The sequence below is a fragment of the Cupriavidus sp. 05T313 genome (genome assembly GCF_056396665.1).
This window is the reverse complement of record NZ_JBFTLX010000026.1, coordinates 1-20,783: the sequence shown is the minus strand read 5'-3', so window position 1 is coordinate 20,783 and position 20,783 is coordinate 1. Positions and strand designations below refer to the sequence as shown.

The 20,783-nt window shown below is 65.8% G+C and carries 20 protein-coding genes and 2 pseudogenes; 5 read left to right on the top strand and 17 right to left on the bottom strand.

The window, feature by feature from the left end; all coding sequences use genetic code 11:
• Window positions 1-27: 27 nt before the first annotated feature.
• From AC1DKD_RS08915 to AC1DKD_RS08895, 5 genes are all read right to left on the bottom strand, one after another.
• The gene (locus tag AC1DKD_RS08915; protein ID WP_477143189.1) at window positions 28-513 is read right to left on the bottom strand and encodes a hypothetical protein; all 486 of its coding nucleotides are present in this window, start codon (window positions 511-513) and stop codon (window positions 28-30) included.
• 101 nt (window positions 514-614) lie between these two features.
• Window positions 615-1,481 carry a carbohydrate ABC transporter permease gene (locus tag AC1DKD_RS08910; protein WP_477143188.1) on the bottom strand — a complete coding sequence of 289 codons (867 nt, stop codon included), beginning with the start codon at window positions 1,479-1,481 and terminating at the stop codon, window positions 615-617.
• 1 nt (window position 1,482) lies between these two features.
• Window positions 1,483-2,415 carry a carbohydrate ABC transporter permease gene (locus AC1DKD_RS08905; protein WP_441627550.1) on the bottom strand — a complete coding sequence of 311 codons (933 nt, stop codon included), beginning with the start codon at window positions 2,413-2,415 and terminating at the stop codon, window positions 1,483-1,485.
• On the bottom strand, window positions 2,412-3,455 hold the full coding sequence (locus AC1DKD_RS08900) for an ABC transporter ATP-binding protein (RefSeq protein ID WP_477111325.1): 1,044 nt from the start codon (window positions 3,453-3,455) through the stop codon (window positions 2,412-2,414). The genes AC1DKD_RS08905 and AC1DKD_RS08900 overlap by 4 nt, the downstream gene beginning before the upstream one ends.
• Window positions 3,456-3,508: 53 nt before the next feature.
• Window positions 3,509-4,918, bottom strand: a complete 1,410-nt coding sequence (locus AC1DKD_RS08895; RefSeq protein ID WP_441627554.1) for an ABC transporter substrate-binding protein — start codon at window positions 4,916-4,918, stop codon at window positions 3,509-3,511.
• A 310-nt stretch (window positions 4,919-5,228) separates the two neighbouring features.
• On the opposite strand from AC1DKD_RS08895, the gene AC1DKD_RS08890 reads away from it, so the two are divergent.
• Window positions 5,229-6,431 (top strand): glycine C-acetyltransferase, encoded by a 1,203-nt coding sequence (locus tag AC1DKD_RS08890; RefSeq protein WP_441627556.1) that lies wholly within the window; start codon window positions 5,229-5,231, stop codon window positions 6,429-6,431.
• Window positions 6,432-6,452: 21 nt separating this feature from the next.
• Entirely contained in the window at window positions 6,453-7,508 is a 1,056-nt protein-coding gene (tdh, locus tag AC1DKD_RS08885) for an L-threonine 3-dehydrogenase (protein WP_441627558.1), read from the top strand.
• Window positions 7,509-7,563: 55 nt separating this feature from the next.
• On the opposite strand, the gene AC1DKD_RS08880 is transcribed toward tdh, so the two are convergent.
• Entirely contained in the window at window positions 7,564-8,001 is a 438-nt protein-coding gene (locus AC1DKD_RS08880) for a universal stress protein (protein WP_441627560.1), read from the bottom strand.
• A 284-nt stretch (window positions 8,002-8,285) separates the two neighbouring features.
• Here AC1DKD_RS08880 and AC1DKD_RS08875 point away from each other — a divergent pair, with 284 nt between their 5' ends.
• The gene (locus tag AC1DKD_RS08875; protein ID WP_477143187.1) at window positions 8,286-9,428 is read left to right on the top strand and encodes a Leu/Phe/Val dehydrogenase; all 1,143 of its coding nucleotides are present in this window, start codon (window positions 8,286-8,288) and stop codon (window positions 9,426-9,428) included.
• Window positions 9,429-9,558: 130 nt separating this feature from the next.
• Here the strand turns inward: AC1DKD_RS08875 and yfiB are convergent, their stop codons facing one another.
• The 10 genes and pseudogenes from yfiB to AC1DKD_RS08825 form a co-directional block, all read right to left on the bottom strand.
• Window positions 9,559-10,029: an outer membrane lipoprotein YfiB gene (gene yfiB, locus AC1DKD_RS08870; RefSeq protein WP_477143186.1), complete on the bottom strand. Its 471-nt coding sequence runs from the start codon at window positions 10,027-10,029 to the stop codon at window positions 9,559-9,561.
• A 90-nt stretch (window positions 10,030-10,119) separates the two neighbouring features.
• Window positions 10,120-11,394 (bottom strand): diguanylate cyclase DgcN/YfiN, encoded by a 1,275-nt coding sequence (gene dgcN / locus AC1DKD_RS08865; RefSeq protein ID WP_441627566.1) that lies wholly within the window; start codon window positions 11,392-11,394, stop codon window positions 10,120-10,122.
• Window positions 11,391-11,966, bottom strand: a complete 576-nt coding sequence (gene yfiR / locus AC1DKD_RS08860; protein ID WP_441627568.1) for a regulatory sequestration protein YfiR — start codon at window positions 11,964-11,966, stop codon at window positions 11,391-11,393. The genes dgcN and yfiR overlap by 4 nt, the downstream gene beginning before the upstream one ends.
• Window positions 11,967-12,336: 370 nt before the next feature.
• Window positions 12,337-12,459 (bottom strand): annotated as a pseudogene (locus AC1DKD_RS08855) (Fic family protein); the annotation flags it as partial.
• A gap of 195 nt (window positions 12,460-12,654) precedes the next feature.
• Window positions 12,655-13,394 (bottom strand): annotated as a pseudogene (locus AC1DKD_RS08850) (ATP adenylyltransferase family protein).
• Window positions 13,395-13,569: 175 nt separating this feature from the next.
• The gene (locus tag AC1DKD_RS08845) at window positions 13,570-13,950 is read right to left on the bottom strand and encodes a DUF427 domain-containing protein (RefSeq protein WP_441627572.1); all 381 of its coding nucleotides are present in this window, start codon (window positions 13,948-13,950) and stop codon (window positions 13,570-13,572) included.
• A 68-nt stretch (window positions 13,951-14,018) separates the two neighbouring features.
• Window positions 14,019-14,717, bottom strand: coding sequence for an aspartate/glutamate racemase family protein (locus AC1DKD_RS08840; protein WP_441627574.1), 699 nt, complete (start codon window positions 14,715-14,717; stop codon window positions 14,019-14,021).
• Between the two features lie 63 nt (window positions 14,718-14,780).
• A complete protein-coding gene (locus AC1DKD_RS08835; RefSeq protein ID WP_441627576.1) occupies window positions 14,781-15,734 on the bottom strand; it encodes a homocysteine S-methyltransferase family protein in 954 nt (317 codons plus the stop codon).
• 200 nt (window positions 15,735-15,934) lie between these two features.
• A complete protein-coding gene (gene purT / locus AC1DKD_RS08830; protein ID WP_441627578.1) occupies window positions 15,935-17,140 on the bottom strand; it encodes a formate-dependent phosphoribosylglycinamide formyltransferase in 1,206 nt (401 codons plus the stop codon).
• Window positions 17,141-17,370: 230 nt separating this feature from the next.
• Window positions 17,371-17,700 carry a hypothetical protein gene (locus tag AC1DKD_RS08825; RefSeq protein ID WP_441627580.1) on the bottom strand — a complete coding sequence of 110 codons (330 nt, stop codon included), beginning with the start codon at window positions 17,698-17,700 and terminating at the stop codon, window positions 17,371-17,373.
• A 144-nt stretch (window positions 17,701-17,844) separates the two neighbouring features.
• On the opposite strand from AC1DKD_RS08825, the gene AC1DKD_RS08820 reads away from it, so the two are divergent.
• Together AC1DKD_RS08820 and AC1DKD_RS08815 are read left to right on the top strand one after the other, a co-directional pair.
• A complete protein-coding gene (locus AC1DKD_RS08820; protein ID WP_441627582.1) occupies window positions 17,845-18,639 on the top strand; it encodes an SDR family NAD(P)-dependent oxidoreductase in 795 nt (264 codons plus the stop codon).
• A gap of 109 nt (window positions 18,640-18,748) precedes the next feature.
• The gene (locus AC1DKD_RS08815) at window positions 18,749-19,288 is read left to right on the top strand and encodes an RrF2 family transcriptional regulator (protein WP_441627584.1); all 540 of its coding nucleotides are present in this window, start codon (window positions 18,749-18,751) and stop codon (window positions 19,286-19,288) included.
• Window positions 19,289-19,429: 141 nt separating this feature from the next.
• Here AC1DKD_RS08815 and AC1DKD_RS08810 read toward each other — a convergent pair whose 3' ends face one another.
• The gene (locus tag AC1DKD_RS08810; protein WP_441627586.1) at window positions 19,430-20,635 is read right to left on the bottom strand and encodes an NAD(P)/FAD-dependent oxidoreductase; all 1,206 of its coding nucleotides are present in this window, start codon (window positions 20,633-20,635) and stop codon (window positions 19,430-19,432) included.
• Window positions 20,636-20,783 lie beyond the last annotated feature (148 nt).

The following is a 20,783-nucleotide window of genomic DNA, read 5'->3' as shown; positions in this document are numbered from 1 at the left end:
GCACCGCCGGCGTGGCCGGCGGGGGAATCAGGAGGCGAAGGGAGGAGCGTGCGCCGGAGGCGGCCTGCTATCGCCGCCACGCCATCGGGGCGGCGTGCGTTCGCGCCAGGGCAGGCGCCGGGGTGCCGGCAAGGGCAGCGCCGCAAACAGCAGGAACGCGAAGACCACGCCGACGAGCACATCGGCGGCCTGTACGTGGAGGGTAAAGGCAATGGGGCCGATGGCGGTCTGTACATCGACCTCCAGCGGCTCGACCGCGACCAGCGCGCTGCCATCGTGGGCAGCGGAAGCGTTGGGCGAAGCGGAAGGAGAATAGGAATTAACCGCACCTTRCAGCGCCGTGTGCACATGCAGGCCATGGAGTTTCGGGGTTCCGAGATGGCCGTGCAGAAGCGGGGTCAGGAGCTGCATTGCGAACAGCAACAGCAGCAGGACTCCCCGGAAGAAGGAGGGGCGGTCTGCGCGAAACATGGCGCGATTGTAACCGAGTTCGAGGCGGTGGCTAGTGCTCATGGCATCTGCGCTGGCCGAGGATCAGCGCTCGACACTGCCCGGCTTCTCGAAGCGCAAAGGCTGCGCATCGGGCGCTCGGCACCGCCCACCGCCAAGCCCGTTCACTTCACCGCGCCCACGGTAAAGCCCGCGACAAAGCGGTCGACGAACAGGTTGTAGAGCACCGCCACCGGCACGCTGACGACCAGGCAGGCGCCCATCAGGGAGCCCCAGAAATAGACGTCCCCGCGCACCAGGAAGGTCGGCACGCCAACGCTGACGGTGTACTGCGACGAACTGGTGATAAAGGTGAGGGCATAGACGAATTCCTGCATCACCAGCGTCAGCGTGAATATGACCACCGTCAGGATGCCGGCCGACGACAGCGGCACCACCACCTTCAGGAAGGCGCCGAAGCGGCTCAGCCCGTCCATCATCGCCGCCTCTTCGATATCGCGCGGCACCGCCTTGAAGAAACCCATCATCAGCCAGGTGCAGAACGGCACCGTGAAACTCGGGTACAYCAGCACCAGCGACCACAGCGAATCCTGCAGTCCGAGCGCGCCGATGATGCGGGAGAAGGGAATGAACAGGATGGTGGGCGGGATCAGGTAAGTCAGGAAGATGGCGATCGCCAGTTGCCGTCCGCGGCTGCCTGCCAGCCGGGCCAGGCTGTAGCCGGCGGGCACCGCCAGCAGCAGGGTGATGGCCACCACCATCGCGCCCACCAGCAGCGTATTGGCGATCCAGCGCAGGTACTGGGTCTCCAGGAACAGCACGCGCAGGTTGTCCAGGGTGGGCGGCTGGTTGAACAGGAAGGGGTTGTTGGCGGTGTTGATCAGGTCGTGGACATCCTTGAAGGTGGTGATCAGCATCCAGTAGAAGGGAAAAGCACAGAACCCCGCGAAGACGGCAAGGATGGCGACATGGCCGAAGCGTGCGCCCCAGCGCGCGCCACGGTGCTGCCAGCGATTTGCATCGGCACGCATGTCAGGCTACCTCCGCGCGGTTGGCGACGGTCAGCAGCAGGGCCACCACCGCTACCAGCAGCGGGAACAGGAACAGCGAAATCGCCGCGCCCTCGGCCAGGTCGCCGCCCTGGATGCCGGTGAAAAATGCCAGGCTGGCCAGCACCTGCGTGGTGTCGTAAGGCCCGCCACGCGTCAGCACGAAGATGATGATCATGTCGGTGAGCGTAAACACGATGCCGAACAGAAGCGCCACCAGCATGATCGGCATCACCAGCGGGATATTGATGCGGAACAGGTGGCGCCAGAAACCGGCGCCATCCATGGCGGCGGCGTCGTGGATATCCTGCGGGATGCCATGCAGGCCGGCCAGGATGATGACCGTGGCCAGCGGCAGCAGGCGCCAGACATCCACCAGGATCACCGACGCCATCGCCAGGTCCGGCTGGCCCAGCCAGACCGGCCAGGTATTCGGGCCGAGCAGGCCGAGCGCGCGCAGCGTCCAGTTGATGATGCTGTAGACCGGATCGAAGATCCACAGCCAGCCGATCGAACCCAGCGAGATCGGCGCCACCCACGGCAGCAGGATCAGCAGCCGCACCAGCCATTTGCCGCGAAAGTCGCGCAGCAGTGCCAACGCCAGGATCTTGGCCAGAATCACCACCAGCGCCTGGGACACCAGCGTGAACACAAGCGCATTGCCGAGCGAGCGCCAGAAGGTGGGGGTCTGCACGATGCGCCGGAAATTCTCCAGGCCAACGAAATGCATGGCGCGGCTGCCCACGGTGATGTCGGACAGGCTGTAGTAGATCGACAGCAGGAAGGGAAAGCCGAGCAGCAGCGCGATGTAGATGAGTGCCGGCGCCAGCATCAGGGCGCCGAGCCAGCGCTCGCCCTCCAGCACATGCCAGCCGCCGGCCTGTGGCGCAAGCGCGGCGGAAGACCGGGCGCTCATGCGGGCCTCCCTGACGGCGCCGCGCTCACGCTGGCGCCGGAACGCGGATCAAAGCGCCTCAGGTCGGCATGCCGCACCACGAACGGGTAGCGCGCACCGGTCTCCAGCGGGAAGGTGACCGTGCAGGGAATCCGCGAGATGACCTTGGCGGGCGGCAGCGGTGGCTCCAGCAAGCCGTACACCAGCCGGTCGGAACCGAGGTTTTCGATGCGGGTGACATGGAACGGAAAGGGTTCCAGCATTTCATCGTCGCCGTAGACACCGCGCGGCAGGAAGTGCTCCGGCCGGAAGCCCGTCACCACCGCATCCGTATCGACCAGGTTCATCGGCGGCGAGCCGATGAACCTGGCCACGAACGTATCGGCCGGGTGCTCGTACACTTGCTGCGGCGTGCCGATCTGGTGCACGCGGCCGTGGTCGAGGATGGCGACCCGGTCGCCCAGCGCCAGCGCCTCGATCTGGTCGTGCGTCACGTAGATCGTGGTGGCCGCCAGGCGCCGCTGCAACTGCTGCAATTCCTCGCGCGCGGAAGTCCTGAGCTTGGCGTCCAGATTGGAGAGCGGCTCGTCCAGCAGGAAGGCCACCGGATCGCGCACCACCGCGCGCGCCAGCGCCACCCGCTGGCGCTCGCCGCCGGAGAGCTGGCGCGGCTTTCGCGCCAGCAGGTGGCCGATGCCGAACAGCGCCGCGGCCCAGTTCACCTTGCGCGCGATCGCCTCGCGCGGCATGCGCTGCGCCTGCAGCGGGAAGGCGATGTTGCCGGCCACGCTCAGGTGCGGATAGAGCGCGTAGCTCTGGAACACCATTGCCATGTTGTGCGCGCGCGGCGGCAGCCCGGTGACGACACGGCCGCCCACCAGGATGTCGCCGGAGGTGGGCGCTTCCAACCCGGCGATCAGGCGCAGCAAGGTGGTCTTGCCCGAGCCAGACGGGCCCAGCAGCACCAGGAACTCGGCCTCGCGCACGGCAAGGCTGATGCCGTCGACGGCGTTGCCGCCGTCGAAGCGCTTGGTGAGCGAGCGGGTCTCCACCGTGGCCATGGCTCATCGGCCCACGCCCGTCCCGACACCGCCGGCCCGGCGGGGGCGGCGGCTCATACCAGCCCTTTTTCCCGCCACTTGGCGAAGATCCGCTTGCAGGTCGCATCCGCGGCGCGGATGGCATTCTCCGGCGTTTCGTCGCCAGTGGCGGCCTTGGCGAACATGGTGTTGAGCACCCATGTATTGAAGATCTCGTCGGTGGCCGCGTTGGCATAGCCAGGGAAGCCGACGTTGGTGGCCTGATTCCTCAGGCTGCCCAGTACTTTGTACTTGTCGCGCGGCCTGGCCTTGGGGTCGTCGGCGATCAGCTTCTGCAGGTCCGGCACCGTGCCCGGGAAGCACGGGAAGTTGTAGAACTCGCTACCAAGGAAGCCCTCGCGGAAGTGGTCGATATAGTCCACCAGGAACTTCCTGGCGCCCGCAATGTTCTCGGCGAACTTCCAGATCACGTAGCAATCCATCACATGCTCCAGGCCGATGCGCCGCACCGGCCCTTGCAAGGCCTGCGTGAGCCAGATGTCCGACGTGACCGGCAGGTTCTTGTTCTCGCCTTCGCGGGTGATGGAAATCGCGTTCAGGCAAAGCGAGATCTTGCCTGCGAGCATGGCTCGGTTATTGGACGACGGGTCCCACGCCAAGACCTCCGCCGTCATGGTTTCCTGGTACAGCGCCTTGACGAACTTGACTGCCTCCAGCGTATTCTTCGAGTTCAGCACCACGGTATGGCGCTCATCCTGCACCGAGCCGCCGAATGCATAGAGGATGGCCCGCATCGCCATCGCGGTGTCGAGTTCCGCGGACAAGCCAATGCCGACCGGAATATTGCGTTTCTGCTTGATCTTCCTGCCCGCTGCAAGGACATCCAGCCAGTTATCGGGCGCGGCCATGCCAACGTCGTCCCAAAGGTCCTTGCGATAGTTGATCGGGTCCGGCACGAAGCTGTCGGAAAAGCCGAAGTACTTCTTCGTCTTCGGGTTATACGTACTCTTGATCGCCAGCTCGACCGGCCTGCCATGCTTGCGCTGGCATTCCTCGTAGATCTCGCGGTGATCGATGACCTGCTCCTCGTACACCGGGGGCGGCGACAGGAACATGAACAGGTCGTGCCCTTTTTGCGCGGAAACCTCGGCCGCGGCCCGCGTGGCCAACGCGGGGATTCCCACGTGATCGACGATGACCTCGGTATCGTTGCGCTGGCCCCATTCCTTCACGTAGGTGTTGTCGAACCACTTGTCGTAGCCCGGTACGAAATGGTTCCACTGGAGGATCTTCAAGGTGTGTTTGGCCGCCCGCGCCCGACGTGGCAGCACAAAGGGGCCAAGGCCCGCAGCGAGCGCGGTTGCCCCGGCGGCCTGAATCAGGCGGCGCCGCCGCGCGTTGTGGCCGATAAGGGTGCCGGTGGATCCGTGCCGGCGCGAATAGACGATTCGATCGATAGGTGCAATCCGCGTGTCTTCGTTCATGGCCGCCTCCGCAAGCAAGCCGTTAGCCGGCATGCGCGCCGATCGCGGTGGCATGCGCAACCTGACTTAAGAATAGGAGTTGGCGAACCCAAGGAAAAGAGACAAAGGCTTGATTTCATTGGGTTTAGTATCCAGATTCAAGGACTGGCCGGGTCTCTGCCGCATAGCAGCATCGGTAGCCCGCGCCGGCCGCCACTTGCGCAGCGCAGCACAAAACACGCGCATCGCAAACCGGTATTCCTCCGGCTTTCGCCATACCATGGAGGCTGGCGCCAGCCACGCCGCCCAACAACCTAGCCAGGGGCTTCCCATGCGCGACCGCTATCTTTCCCACCTCCGCGATACGCTGGACACCATCCGAGCCGACGGCTTTCACAAAGCCGAACGCGTCATTGCCAGTCCGCAGGCAGCCGACATCCGGCTCGCGGGCGGCGAGCATGTGCTGAACTTCTGCGCCAACAACTACCTGGGCCTGGCCGACGATCGCCGCCTGATCGACGCGGCGCGGCGCGGCCTGGAGCAGGATGGCTTCGGCATGGCGTCGGTGCGCTTCATCTGCGGCACGCAGTCGGTCCACAAAACGCTGGAGGCGGTGCTCGCCAAATTCCTTCACACCGGCGACAGCATCCTGTACTCCAGCTGCTTCGATGCCAACGGCGGGCTGTTCGAGACGCTGCTCGATGACCAGGATGCGGTGATCAGCGACGAACTGAACCATGCCAGCATCATCGACGGCGTGCGACTGTGCAAGGCAAAGCGCTACCGCTACCGCAACAACGATATGGGCGACCTGGAGGCGCGGCTGCGCGAGGCCCATGCCGCCGGCGCGCGCTTCAAGCTGATCGCCACCGACGGCGTGTTCTCGATGGACGGGATCATTGCCGATCTCAAATCCATCTGCGACCTGGCGGACCGCTACGGCGCGCTGGTGATGGTGGATGACTCGCACGCAGTAGGCTTTGTCGGCGAGCACGGGCGCGGCACGCCGGAGCTATGCGGCGTGGAGGGCCGCGTGGACATCATCACCGGTACGCTGGGCAAGGCGCTGGGCGGGGCCTCCGGCGGCTACGTGGCCGCGCACCGGGAAATCGTGGAATTGCTGAGGCAGCGCTCGCGCCCGTATCTCTTTTCCAACTCGCTGGCGCCGAGCATCTGCGCCGCCACGCTGAAGGTGCTGGACCTGCTGGCCAGCGAGGAAGGCGCCGCGCTGCGCGCCCGCGTGCGCGAGAACGGCGAGCATTTTCGCCGCGAGATGACGGCGCTGGGCTTTACGCTGGTGCCTGGCGAGCATCCCATCATCCCGGTGATGCTGGGCGATGCCGCGCTGGCCTCCGGCATGGCGGACGCGTTGCTGGCGGAGCATGTGTATGTGGTCGGGTTCTCCTTCCCGGTGGTGCCCAAGGGCCGGGCGCGGATCCGCACGCAGATGAGTGCCGCGCACACGGCGGAGCAGATCGAGCGGGCCGTTGCCGCGTTTGCAAAGGTCGGCCGCAAGTTCGGCGCCATCGCCTAAGCTTCGTGCAGGAGGCTCCCCATGAAAGCCCTCGCCAAACTTGAACGCGCGCCCGGCCTGACCATGACCGAGGTGCCCGAGCCGGAAGTCGGCCACAACGATGTGATGATCCGCATCCGCCAGACCGCCATCTGCGGCACCGACATCCACATCTGGAAATGGGACGAGTGGGCGCAGAACACCATCCCCGTGCCGATGCAGGTCGGGCATGAGTACGTCGGCGAGATCGTCGCCATCGGGCAGGAGGTACGCGGGCTGGAAATCGGCGACCGCGTGTCCGGCGAAGGGCACATCACCTGCGGCTTTTGCCGCAACTGCCGCGCCGGGCGCCGCCACCTGTGCCGCAATTCGGTGGGCGTGGGCGTGAACCGGCCCGGCGCGTTCGCCGAGTACCTGGTGATTCCGGCCTTTAACGCCTTCCGCATTCCCGACGACATCCCGGACGAGATCGCCGCCATCTTCGATCCTTTCGGCAACGCCACTCATACCGCGCTGTCTTTCAACCTGGTGGGCGAGGACGTGCTGATCACCGGCGCCGGCCCCATCGGCATCATGGCCGCCGCCATCGCGCGCCATGTGGGCGCGCGCAATGTGGTGATCACTGACGTCAACGACTACCGTCTCGCGCTGGCGCGCAGGATGGGCGCCAACCGCGTCGTCAACGTGCAGCACGAGAATCTGAAAGACGTGGCCGCCGAGCTGCATATGACGGAAGGCTTCGATGTGGGCATGGAGATGTCCGGCGTGCCGACCGCCTTCGCCACCATGCTCGAGCACATGAACCACGGCGGCAAGATCGCCATGCTCGGCATTCCGCCGTCGAAGATGGCGATCGACTGGAACCAGGTGATTTTCAAGGGGCTGGAGATCAAGGGGATTTACGGCCGCGAGATGTTCGAGACCTGGTACAAGATGGTCGCCATGCTGCAAAGCGGCCTCGACCTGACGCCCATGATCACCCATCGCTACAGCGTCGGCGACTTCGAAGCCGGTTTTGCCGCCATGCTGTCGGGCAATAGCGGCAAGGTGGTGCTGGACTGGACGGGATCGAGTCAGACGGCCACCGTTCCCGCCTAGAAGAGCGAGAGCGAATGCGCATGCCGGCCCTGTCGGCACCCCCGCTCAAGCGCCGCTAGCGATACACCAGCACTGGGATATTGCTGTGCGTCAGCACCTTGTTGGTCTCGCTGCCGATCAGCACGCCCTGCACGCCGCGGCGCCCGTGCGAGGCCATCACGATCAGGTCGCAGCCCTTGTCCTGGGCAGCCTGGATGATCGCCTGATACGGGTGGTCCTGCATCACGCCAAGGGTCTCGCAAGACACGCCCGCCGCCTCGGCTTCGGCGGCCAGGGTCTTCAAATAGTCCGCCACGTTGCTGGTGGCCTCCCGCTCGAACCGCGCACGGGTATTGGCCAGCATCTCCACCTGGTACGTATAGACATGGAAATCCGGGATCACACGGATCAGAGTGACCCGAGCTCGCGCCTCGCGGGCAAACACCAGCGCCTTCCTGAAAGCGGATTCGGACAGTGGCGAGCCGTCGACGGGTAGCAGCAGATGCTGGAACATGGCTTCCTCCTTGCACGCGAGGGGCGGAGGCCACCGGGTAGATTCCTCCTCGCCCATCGCTCGGGGTTGAGGATTACCTCACTCCAAGTATAGGTGTCGCGGTGCCGCGCACACACCGCCCTCTTCATCCAGCCGCGATTTGCCGGTAAGATCCAGCACCGGTTCCGCGCCAGTGCGCGGCACCAAGCGTTTACCCGAGGCCGGGCAGCCACACAATGGCAGCCCGGCCTTGTCAAGACGGCAGCCGCCCGGCCACCGTCGCCACTGCACCGCCTTGCCACCCAATGCGGCKCACCAGGAAAGCGAAGCTACCCCTTTGCATTCCCAATCTTCATGGAGAAGACGCTTTGACTGAACGCACCACCCCAGAGGCCGCCGGCCGCCTGTTCGGCACCGGCGAAGGCCCGACCCACGAGCGCGTCACGCTCGCCACCGACCCCGAATCCGGCCTGCAGGCCATCATCGCCATCTACAGCACCAGCCTTGGCCCCGCTTTCGGCGGCTGCCGCTACTGGACTTATCCCGCCGAGAGCGATGCCCTGACCGACGCCCTGCGCCTGTCGCAAGGCATGGCCTACAAGAACGCGCTCGCCGACCTGCCCTTCGGCGGCGGCAAGGCCGTCATCCTGCGCACCCCGGCGCAGCATGACCGCGCTCAGCTCTTCCGCGCCTTCGGCCGGCTGGTCGAATCGCTGGACGGCAGCTACATCACTGCCGAGGACGTCGGCACCACGGTGGAAGACATGGTCGCCGCCCGCACGCAGACCCGCTACATCAGCGGCATGCCGCGCGAAGGCACTTTCGGCGGCAACCCCTCGCCCAAGACCGCCTATGGCGTGTTCGTCGGCATCGAAGCCGCCGTGCGCTATGTGCTCGACCGCAACACCCTGCAAGGCGTGACCGTTGCCGTGCAAGGGCTTGGCTCGGTCGGCTGGGACCTGTGCCGCCGGCTGCATGAAGCCGGCGCCAGACTGATCGTGGCCGACATCAACGGCGCCAGGGCGGAGCAAGCGCGCGAGCAGTTTGGCGCGCATGCCGTGCCGACAACCGCCATCACCAGCGTCGCCGCCGATGTTTTCGCGCCCTGCGCGCTCGGTGCCGTGATCACCCCGGCGGTTGCCGAGCAGTGCCAGTTCAAGATCATCGCAGGCGGCGCCAACAACCAGTTGGCCTCGCTGGATGAAGGCGACACCCTGCAGCGCCGCGGCATCTTCTATGCGCCCGATTTCCTGATCAATGCCGGCGGCATCATCAGTTGCGCCCGCGAGTATCTCGGCGGCGCCGATGAAGCCGCGGTGCTGGCCGAGGTGGCCCATATCCGCGAGCGCGTGTTCGAGCTGGCACAGCGCGTGGAGAAGACCGGCCTGGCGCCCGCGCGCGAGGCGGTCAGCTGGGCGCAGGAGAAGCTCGCACGGGGCGTACGCTAGCCTCGCCGTTGCGAGAGTCCGCGCCGGCAGCGGGAGCCGGCGCGGCATCACGGGTCCGGCTCGCGCCGATCGCATGATCAGGCGCGAGGAAAGCTCTCTCTATTTACAAATCGATCGGCTATTCGACCGGCTAATCAATCGTCACCACGATAGCCACCCGCCGATTCTCCGCGCGGCCGGCCGCCGTGCGGTTGTCCGCCACCGGCTTGCTCTTGCCCAGCCCTCGTACCTCGATCTTCTCAGGCAGGAATCCCGCCGTGGCGAACACATTGGCCACCGCCTCCGCACGCCGCACCGACAGTTGCTGGTTATAGTCGGCCGAGCCTGAATCGTCCGTATGGCCATCCAGCCTGACCTGATCGATGCCCGCGCCCGTCAGCGCCAGCCCTATCCGTTGCACGGTCGCTTGCTGGTCGCCGCTGATGACATCCTCGTTCAAGCCGAAGAGAACCTTCTCCGACAAGCCCAGTYCCCAGCCGTTTTCGGTCAGTTTGAAACCCTGCTGCTGCAGCGCGTCGACTTGCGTGGCGGTGAGTGTGGAGACAGGCACGGTCTGGCAGGCGCCCAGGGCAAGCGTCATGGCGATCAGGGCGGCAGCCATGCCCCAGCCTCCGATGCCTCGCAAGTTCGATAACACGATGGATACTCCTGTTTCCGCATCGGCTTCCGCTTCCGCTTCGGTTTTCTTCTTCTATGCCTGTTCGGCTTGCACCGTGACCAGGCGCGGTTCCGCGCTTTGCCAGCGCCCCCCCGATCTGCGCTTGGCCTGATACATGGCTTCGTCCGCGGTCCGCAGCAAGGCGGCGGCCGTTTGCGCGTGCACGGGAAACACGGACAGGCCGATGCTCAGCGACGCGTCGATGCGGGTTCCGCTCGACAGTTGAACCGGATCCCGCATGCGAATCAGGATATGCTCCGCGACCTGGATGATGTCGGCCGGCTTGCGCAGCGCCGTCACCAGCACGGCGAACTCGTCCCCGCCCAGCCGCGCGACCACGTCGCCCTCGCGCACGCAGGAGCGGATGCGCTGCGCAATGTCGAACAGCACTTCGTCCCCCGCGGCGTGGCCGAAGCTGTCATTGATCTCCTTGAACGCGTCGCTATCCAGGTAGAGCACGCCCGCATGCGTCTTCGTGGCGGTGGCAAGGCGCACGGTGCGCTGCAATGCGTCTTCGAATGCCGCCCGGTTGAGCAGGCCGGTCAGGCTATCGTGGCTGGCGCGGTGTGCCAGCGAGCGGTTCTCGTGCTGGAGCTGGTTCTGCCAGGTCTCAAGCTCGTCGAGCAGGCCGTTGAAGTCCTCGCCGAGCGCGTTGAGTTCGGCAATATGGGCCGGGGGCGTACGCCGGTCGAAGGCACGCTCCGAACGCACCGCGTGGGCTACGTGCATCAGGTTGCGCACCGGCTCGATGATGTGGACCAGCATGCGGCTCGACAGATAGTGCGCGCTGACCGCGGTGAGCAGCAGGCAAGCCAGCAAGCCGAGCAGGCCGCTCAGCACGAAGCGCAGCAGGTTGGCGGGATCGCCGGTCAGCCGAACGGTGCCAACCGGCTGCGTTTCATGCAGGATCACCTGTTCCACCGGGCCCAGCGCCATCAGGCGGCTCGCCAGGCGCTGCAGGCCGGAGAACCGCGCGCCTTCCGGGCGCTGCCATTCGGCCAGCAGCCGGTTGTCCCTGTCATAGACGCTGGCCTCGGCCACCTCCGCCGCGGCGATCGCCACCAGTGCCTCGCTAGCGGCCGCCTGGTCGCGGAACACCACCGGCGCCTCCAGCGTATAGGCGACGGAGCGGGCCACCAGGTGCAGGTTGTGGTCGGCATACACGCGCAGCGCCGCCAGTCCGAGCGCGGTCAGCGAGATGCCGGCGGTGCAGACCGCGATCAGCGCCACGCCGAAGTGGATGCGGCGCAGCGTGTTGTACAGCGTCGGGCGCGATACCGCTGCGTCGGGCCGGGATGGCATGGTCATGACGGCGGCCCCCGGCGGCGGCCGAGCTGCAGCACGCCCGGATGGATGTGAATCCCGCTACGGGCAACGGAATCCAGGTTGACGCGGAAGGTAACGCGGCCATCGGCGACGTTGAGGCAGAACATGCTGCCGACCTCGCACTCGAAGTCTTCCTCCGTGATGACGAGGACGGGGCGCCCGCTCAGCTCCGTTGCCACCTTCTTGCGCCTGACATCCGTCATGACGCCCAGATAGACGGAATCGCAGCCCGTGGTCATCCCGGCATCCAGGAGTTCGATGCGCCTGGCTTGCACGGAGCGCCCGGTCGCCAGGATCCCGCCTTCCGAGAGTTTGGCGGCGTAGCGGGCGGATCCGTCTATGCAAAGGCGCAAGACGTCTCGCTCCGAGGGCCAGCGGGCATAGCCGAGCAGGCTGAATACCACCCGTGCCACCGCCTCGGAACGTTGCGGGGCCGTGTCCGCAGCGGTCCCCTGCGACTGCACGCACAGGCTGGCGGCAAGCAGGGCCAGCAGGAAACGAGAGGGAGAGAAGCGCCTCCGGCCGGTACAGGGACTGGCCGGGGCGGTAGCCATTTCAAGAGGCAAGAGTTCGGGCCTACCAGGTTGTACTTGTTGGGCACATCGAATCACACTGCAGGCGATACGATCTGACTTGGCCAGCGTCGATACTCAGGGATTCCTGCCCGATGCGGATGCAATCACGGGACAACCTTGCCAGCCCAAACCCTATAACGGCGTTCCCGGATTGATATTTACCTTTATTTTGGCTGTCGAGCGGATGCCGCTCCCTTTGGCCAGGAACCACGGGAAACGAGACGGGATTGTTTGCGGCACGACAGGAACTGGCAGGCGGAAGCAGGCCCGGGACCAAAGCCCCGGCGTTCGATATCCGAATGYCTGTCAATGAAAGCGCTGCCGAGACAACAATTCAGCGTAGCCGTATTCCTGACATGCACAGGGCCTTGTGAAACATGAACCGGGACAGCCGACCGTTACCATCCATGAACGGGTGAATGAAGACGAATCCGAACGAGGCGATGCTGGCCGCAATGATAGGGTCGACCTGGCACGGGGCATCGTTGACGAAATCCGAGTGCAGCCCAGTATTTTATTCAATTGTGCCTAATACACTACCCACGCCGGACTCGGACCCGCTCAGTACGCAAAGTTTTTTTCGGCGCCCCAGGATTTTCTTTAGTCTGCGTTCTGGCGGCACCGCCGTCGAGGCCGCACGTCCTTTGACGCCAGCCAAAAACCACTTTCAAACCAAAGCCGCACCCGCAACCCTCCCCAACATCCCCATCGGCCCAACCCGCTCCACAATTCGCATCTGCGCCCCATCCCGCACAAAAAACGACCCCGCGAACCCCAGCGTATTCACCGAAATTCCCTCCACGCACTCCGCCGACCTAGGCACGAGCAGCATCCCCAACCGCGTGACCAGCAAGTTATACGGYCCCGACGGCTGTACCGCGCCGAAGCCAGCAAGGGCGCGATTGGCAGCGCCGGGCCATCCGGGCCGAGCGGCAGCGGCACCATCTGCAAGTGCTTGTGGCGCTGGCTTGCGCCGGCAGCCGCTCCCCCGTTGTAGAAACCCACCGCATCAAACTCGGCCATGCATACCAGCAGCGCCTCGAAATCCGCCAGAGCAAGCAGCGCGTCCTGCGATTCGAAACGGCGGGTGACAATGAGCAGGTGATGATCGATGACGTTGAACTTGTTCAGCAGCGCCACGTGGGTGTCCGAGATATCGGCGACGAACAGGTCCGGATCGTAAGGAAGGAACGGGTTGACCGCCGCGCTGGCGTCGCGTTGCCGGGCCTTGTCCTGATCCTTGCGCGCGAGGCTGGAGACCTGCCGCACCAGGAAGCGTACGCCACCATCCTCGATGACCGCCTGGATGGTCTCGATCGGACGCAGCGCCCCGCAACGCAGGGCGTGCGCCGTCTGGCGCAGGATGGCCGGCCACAGCGTGCCGGGCTGGAAAGATCGATCAGGCATGATCTGGACGACAGGATGCAGTGACTATAGTCATAGCCGGCCTCGCCGGCCAATCCCATCCCGCAGCCGCGCAATGCGCCGGAAGTGACGCCCGTGGCGCGCGGCCGGCATCTTGCCTCAGCGAAAATCAGGGATGACTGACAATGGCGCGACGCCGGGCGCCAGGCCCGGTGCGCTAGCTTGCCCGCTCCTCGATTGCGTCGACGCGGCCCGGATAGAAAGCCAGGTGATCCCCGATCGCCGCAACGGCGGGATATGGCGCCTCATAGGTCCACACCGCATTGACCGACCGCTCGCCGCCCGAGGGGATGCTGTAGTAGGCGCAGTCGCCTTTGTACGGGCAGTAGGTGGCGTGGCCGGTGCGGGCAAGCCGCGACATGTCGACGTCCTTGCGCGGGATGTATTGCACTGCGGGATACGATGCCTCTTGCAGCGTCAGGGCTTCGCGCGTGTCGGCGATCACGACGCCGCCGATGGACACCACGACGCGCGACGGGTTGGCCTCGATCGTGATCGGATGATCGGGTCCAGGGATCTTGATCGGCTTGCTGGTCATGGCCAGGCCTCTTCCGGGGAATCGCCAGACCGCCAATACTACGCCCGAAGCAGCAACGCCGCCGGGCGTCAATGTGCGCCCTGCACCGCCCGGCGCAGCGCCGCCCGCGCCAGCAATCGCGTGGAATCCAGCGTAGGCAGCGGCGAATTGGCGTCATTCACGATCAGCGGGATTTCCGTGCAGCCAAGCACCACGGCGTCGCATCCCTGCCCCTTCATCCGCTCGATGACTTGCTGGAAGTAAGCGAGCGCTTCCGGCGTGGCGATGCCGCCAACCAGTTCATCCATGATGATGCGGTTGATCTCGGCGCGCTCGGCGTGGTCCGGCCGCACGAACCCGAGACCACGCGCGCCGAGCTTCTCGGGGTACACCTCGCTGTCGACAAGCCAGCGCGTGCCGGTCACGCCAAGGCGGGTGAAGCCGCGCTGCACCGCGCTGTCGGCGACTGCCTCGGCAATATGCAGCCACGGCAGCGGCGAACGCGGCAGCACGTAAGGCAACGCCTGGTGGATGGTGTTGTCGGGGCAAATCAGGAAATCGGCACCCATGCCGGCAAGCTTTCCGGCGGAGGTGAGCATCAACTCACCTACCGCTTCCCAGTCGCCGCGATCGAGGCACCTGACATACTCGGCGAGCGAAGGCGTGTGCATCGATATCTCGGGATGCGCATGCGCCCCCAGCAGGCGGCTGCCTTCCATGCAGATGGTGCGATAGCAAAGCGCCGCGCCTTCGGCGGAGCAGGCAACGATGCCAATGTGGCCAGGCATTGGGGGATCCCGTCAGGAGAAAGGGGGGAGTTTATCGCGCCCGCTTCCTGCGTTGCCCGGTGGCTATCTCCCCGGGGGCCTCAATACGGCATCGCAGATCGCGACGATATGCCGGTGATCGGTCCCGCAACATCCGCCCAGCACCGACATCTTCGTCAGATGCCGGCACAGCCCCAGATATCGCTCCCCAAGGTCAACCGGATCGCCGGCATCCAGCGTTTGCGCTTCATCGAGTTCCGCGTGACTCTTGGCTGAGGCATTGGCACGCACGCCGCCGATACGCGCGGTCCAGGGCTCTCCGGTGGAGACGGCTGCCTCGAAATGGCTCGGGTGCGCGCAGTTGATCATGTAGTAGAGCGGACCGCCCGCCGTCTCGCGGTCGACCCGTTCGATCGCCGCGCCCAGGGTGTCGCCCGATGGCAGCTTGCCGTCGGTTTCGACGGTAAAGGAAACCGCGACAGGCGCACCGGCGGCGCTTGCGGCACGCACGATGCCGATCGCCTCGTCCGGATAGGTCATGGTCACGGCAGTGACCATGTCAGCGCCCGCCTCGCGCAGCGCCTCGATCTGCGGGGCATGGTAATGGCGGGCCTCGTCCTCGCTCATCCGGATGCCGGGCTGGTAGCCATCGCCGCGCGGGCCAACCACGCCGTTGATGACGATCGTTGTATCCGGCGTGGCAAAGGCCGCGCCGAGGCCCGCCGCCCAGGCGACCGACCGGCGATTCGCATCGGCTACGGCCTGTGGCGAAAAACCAAGCTTGCCGCCCCAGTCCGCGTTGGCCCGCCAGGTCGGCGTATCGAGGACGAATCCGACCCCGCGCTCCACGGCCGTGCGCAGATACGGCACGAAGTAGCGCTCCAGCCGCTGCAGCCCCTCGTCGCTGAGCACGAGCGGAAACGCGGCAAAGCATGGCAATTCGATGCCTTCCAGGAAAACCAGCGTGGTCTCGAGCCCGCCATCGGCCAGGAAGACCGGGCCGCCGGGCCTTGGCAGGTTTTGGGGAGCGAGTGGCATGACAGCACCTCCGGCAGTGGGACGCCAGGACTCGGCGCGCACGCACCGTCCCGGCCCCGGCACACCGCCGGAGAGCGCCAATACGCGCATGCCGCCGGCTTCACCCGCGGCCCAGCAGCAGGACTGGCCAATCCACCGGTGTTGCCGATGCCTCGAAGTATAGAAGCGCCTGGATTCGCCGCCAGCCTGCCGTGGCGCCCTTAGCCGGCCGTGCGTGCCTTGACGCGCCCCGCCGCATCCTTAGCGCGGACGCGGGCGGTTTCCACATCGGCGTCATACGCCAGTGCCACGCCCATGCGGCGCTTGGCAAAGCTCTCCGGCTTGCCGAACAGGCGCAGCTCGGTCTGCGGCACGCGCAGCGCCTCGTCCACGCCGTCGAACACCACGCCTTGCGCATCCACGCCGCCATAGATCACCGCGCTGGCGCCCGGGCTCTTGAGCGCGGTGCTGACCGGCAGGCCGAGAATGGCGCGCGCATGCAGCTCGAACTCGTTCTGCCACTGGGTGATCATGGTCACCATGCCGGTGTCGTGCGGACGCGGGCTGACTTCGCTGAACCAGACCTGCTCGCCCTTGACAAACAGCTCCACGCCGAACAGGCCCTGCCCGCCCAGGTTGGCGGTAACGGCCTGCGCGATCTGCTGCGACTTCCGCAGCGCGGCGGGATGCATGGGATGCGGCTGCCAGCTTTCCACGTAGTCGCCGCTCACCTGCACATGGCCGATCGGTTCGCAGAACTGCGTCTCGACCTGGCCGCCGGCGCCGATCGCGCGCACCGTCAGCAGCGTGATTTCATAGTCGAAATCGATAAAGCCTTCCACGATCACGCGGCCGTGGCTGACCCGGCCGCCGGCCATGGCGTAGTCCCAAGCGGCCTTGACATCGGCGGCGCCGTCGATCTTGCTCTGGCCCTTGCCGGAACTGCTCATCACTGGCTTGACCACGCACGGGTAGCCGATGCCGCCGTCGATGGCGGCCTGCAGTTCTTCCAGCGAATCGCAGAACTTGTACGGGCTCGTGGGCACGCCCAGCGTTTCGGCGGCCAGGCGGCGGATGCCTTCGCGGTCCATGGTCAGGCGCGCCGCGCGCGCCGTGGGAATGACGCGCACCACGCCGCTGGCTTCCAGCGTCTCCAGCATCTGCGTGGCGATCGCTTCGATCTCCGGCACCACCAGGTCCGGCTTCTCGGCTTCGATCAGCGCCTTGAGCTGCTCCGGGTCGCTCATGGCGATGGTGCGCGCATGGTGGGCGACCTGCTGTCCGGGTGCGTTTTCATAGCGGTCCACCGCGATCGTTTCAACGCCGAGCCGCTGCAGCGCGATCAGGACTTCCTTGCCAAGCTCGCCGGAGCCCAGCAGCATGACTTTGGTCGCGGAAGGCGAGAGAGGGGTGCCGATAGTGGTCATGTGAGATCAGGGCCTGAAGATCAAGTAAAAACAGGGATTGTACGTGCAGAGAAAGGGCGCGCCCAGGCCGGGCGGCAAGCGGGCCGGGGAGGCCGGGCTGGCGAGGCCTGCGCCACAACGTTGCGGCTTTCGCGTTACATCCGCGAGGGGAAGCGCAAAGCATCGTGTGGCATCACGCAGATCGCCGCGGCGCGCCGGACGCGCGCACAAGGCCCTCACATGGCAGGCCCTCAGCGAAGCAGCTTGCGCACATCCTGTTGCCAGGACGGTTCGCCGCATCCGGACGGGTTCTCGGGACCCATCAGCGTGAAATAGCCCCTGCCCTTCATGCACGCTTCATAGGCCCGCACCTTGGCGCACTGCCCCGTGCCGGCCTGTTGCGAGGCGGCCTTGCATTGCGCGATCGAGCGGTCCATCGGACCGAAGTCGAGGGAATCCGGATTCGCCGGGGATACGGTATCGGGGCCGCCTGCCGAGAACTCGACCGGGCCGGTGCAGCCAGCCAGCAGCGCCACGGCTGCGGATAATGCGACAGTGGGAACAGACCAACGGGATTTCATCGCCCGGGCTCCAATGCATGATGGAAGTGGATGATACGCCGATCCCTGCTGTCGTACGCCCCGCACCTCCTTGCCCATTTGCGCGGAGCCAATACACTGGGTCAATCGGCCTCCGTCCCGGATGCCTGCCAACCAGGAATCAACATGAAGATTGACCTCTCGGGCAAGATCGCCCTCGTTTCAGGATCCACCGCCGGCATCGGCTTCGCCGCGGCAAAAGGGCTCGCCGGCGCGGGCGCCCGCGTGATCGTCAACGGCCGCAGCGAGGCCACGGTGGGCAAGGCCCTGGAAACGCTGCGCGGCGCCGTGCCCGGCGCCGATGTGGCGGGCTTCGTCGGTGACCTTGCCGACCCCGAAGCCTGCATCCGGCTGGTGGCGCAATACCCCCGGGTCGATATCCTGGTGAACAACCTGGGCATCTTCAAGCCGCAGGACTTCTTCGAGACGCCCGACAGCGAGTGGACCCGCTTCTTCGAAACCAACGTCATGTCCGGCGTGCGGCTGTCGCGCGCCTATGCGCCGTCGATGGCCGGGCGCAAATGGGGGCGGATCGTGTTCGTCTCGTCGGAATCGGCGCTGAATATCCCCGCCGACATGATCCACTACGGTTTCTCCAAGACCGCGCAACTCGCCGTTTCGCGCGGGCTGGCCAAACGGCTCGCCGGCACCGGCGTGACGGTCAACGCCGTGCTGCCTGGCCCCACGCTGTCCGAAGGCGTCACCGATATGCTCAAGGACGCGATCGCAAGCACGGGGCAATCCGCCGAGGAGGTGGCGGCGGATTTTGTGAAGACGCACCGCTCGTCTTCCATCATCCAGCGCGCCGCCACCGTCGAGGAAGTCGCCAACATGATCGTGTATGCCTGCTCGCCCCAGGCATCGGCTACCACTGGCGCCGCGCTGCGCGTGGATGGCGGCGTGGTCGATACGATCGCCTGACCCGCGGCCGGACCGGCGCGCGGTGGCATGGCGGGCGGCGGCACCGTCTTGCGCTTTGCATCGATTCCCTATAGGCTAAAACTACGATTCAATTCATCTTAGTTAAGTCATGTCCCACATCAGCACAGGTGTCGAATACGGACTGCATTGCCTGCTGTTCCTCGTGGACCCGCCGCCGGGCACCAAAGGCGCCAGCGTGCGGGACCTCGCCGACCTGCAAGGCGTGCCTGTCGAATACCTCGCCAAGCTGTTCACCAAGCTTGCCAAGGCCGGCCTGGTGGTGGCAACCGAGGGCATTCGCGGCGGCTTTTCGCTGGCGCGGCCGGCAGGGAAGATCACCGTCCAGGATGTCGTGGAAGCCATCGACGGAGACAAGGCACTGTTCGATTGCCGCGAGATCCGCTCGCGCTGCGCGCTGTTCGAGGATGCGCCGCCCGCCTGGGCCACGCGCGGCGTCTGTTCCATCCATGCGGTGATGCAGGCGGCGGAAAAGGCCATGCGGCAAGAGCTGTCAAAACATACCCTCGCCGACCTGGCCGAACGGACCCTCGCCAAGGCAAACGCCAGCTTCGGGCCGCATGTGGTGCAGTGGCTGACGGACCGCGCCACGCATCGTCGCGGCGACCGCGACACGGATACCAGGGACTAGGCCAAGGCGATTCGGCCGACGCCAGCAGGTAAAGGCCGGACCGTCAGCGCAATTGACGGTCCGGCCTTTACCTTTGCCCTTGCTATCCTGCCATCAGGACATCCGGCAACGCCGCGCGAGCGAACGTTGCCGGGCTTCCGATCACGCCACCACGATGCGGTTCGGATCGGCCGCGGCCAGTGCTTCCGCGCGATCGGCGCTGGGCGGATAGATCCACTCCGAGTTGATCTGGCTCTTCAGCTTCTTGGCATCGGCACCCACGAGCCTGACTTCGCGCTCCCAGCCCTCGGTATAAATCGCACCCCACGGACCCAGGTCCAGGCAGGTGACGTACTTCGGCTGGCTGTACGGGATCGGCGCAAGGCCGAGCAGATCCGCCGCCACATTGTGTCCTGCCGAACGGCCAAGGTTCATCGCGTGCTGGCACGACATCGCGGCGTAGTTGCCTTCATCGTCCGTCGCGGCATAGGCGACGTCGCCGGTGGCGAACACGGTGTCCACGCCCTTGACGCGCAGGCTGCTGTCCACGTGCAGGCGGCCGAACGCATCGCGCTGCGCGGGGATCTGCTGCGTCAGCGAACTCGCGCGCACGCCGGCAGTCCAGATCACCGTCCTGGCATCGATGCGTTGTCCGTCCGCGGTGGTCAGGCCATTCTCGTCGACGGATGCCACCGCGGAGCCAAGCCGCCAGCTGACGCCAAGTGCATCGAGTGCCTGCGTGATAACGGGGCGCGGCCCGGCACCGAGTTCGGCCGCCACTTCGTCGTTGCGATCGACCACGATGACGTTCACGTCGGCGTCCTCCCCCAGCACCTCGCGCAGGCGCGCCGGCATTTCCGCGGCTGTCTCGATGCCGGTGAAGCCGCCGCCAGCCACCACCACGGTATTGCGCGCAAGGGATGCGGGATGGTCGGCCAGACGCTTGATATGCGCCTCCAGCTCGGCCGCTTCATCAACCTGGTCGACGCTGAATGCGTGCTTGTCCAGGCCGGGGATTTGCGGGCGGAACAGGCGGCTGCCCGTAGCCAGCACAAGGCGGTCATACGCCACGGTGGAGCGGACCTGATCGACGCCGACCACCTCGACTTCGTGGCGGTCCGCGTGGATCCGCTCCACCGTGCCCTGGATGAACCTGACGCCAACCGCATCGAAGATCTCCTTGAGCGGCGCCCGCATCTGCGCGGCACCCACTTCATAGAGGCGCGGACGCACATGCAGCTCCGGCTGGGGGGCGATCAGCGCGATCTCTATGCCCGTCTCTCCCTGCTGGTCGATCAGGCGCGCCGCGCTCAGGGCGCTCCACATGCCGGCAAAGCCGGCGCCAACTACCAGGATACGTTTGGTCATCGTGCCACTCCGTTGAATTGATACGTGCTTTCACTCTGCTGGACCTCCTTGCGCCATGCGCGGGCTTTGGTCCGTGAAGGAAGGGGGAAAGGGCCGGGCTGCGCCACAAGCCCCTCCATAACTCCGATTCTATGAGTCGTAGTTATGG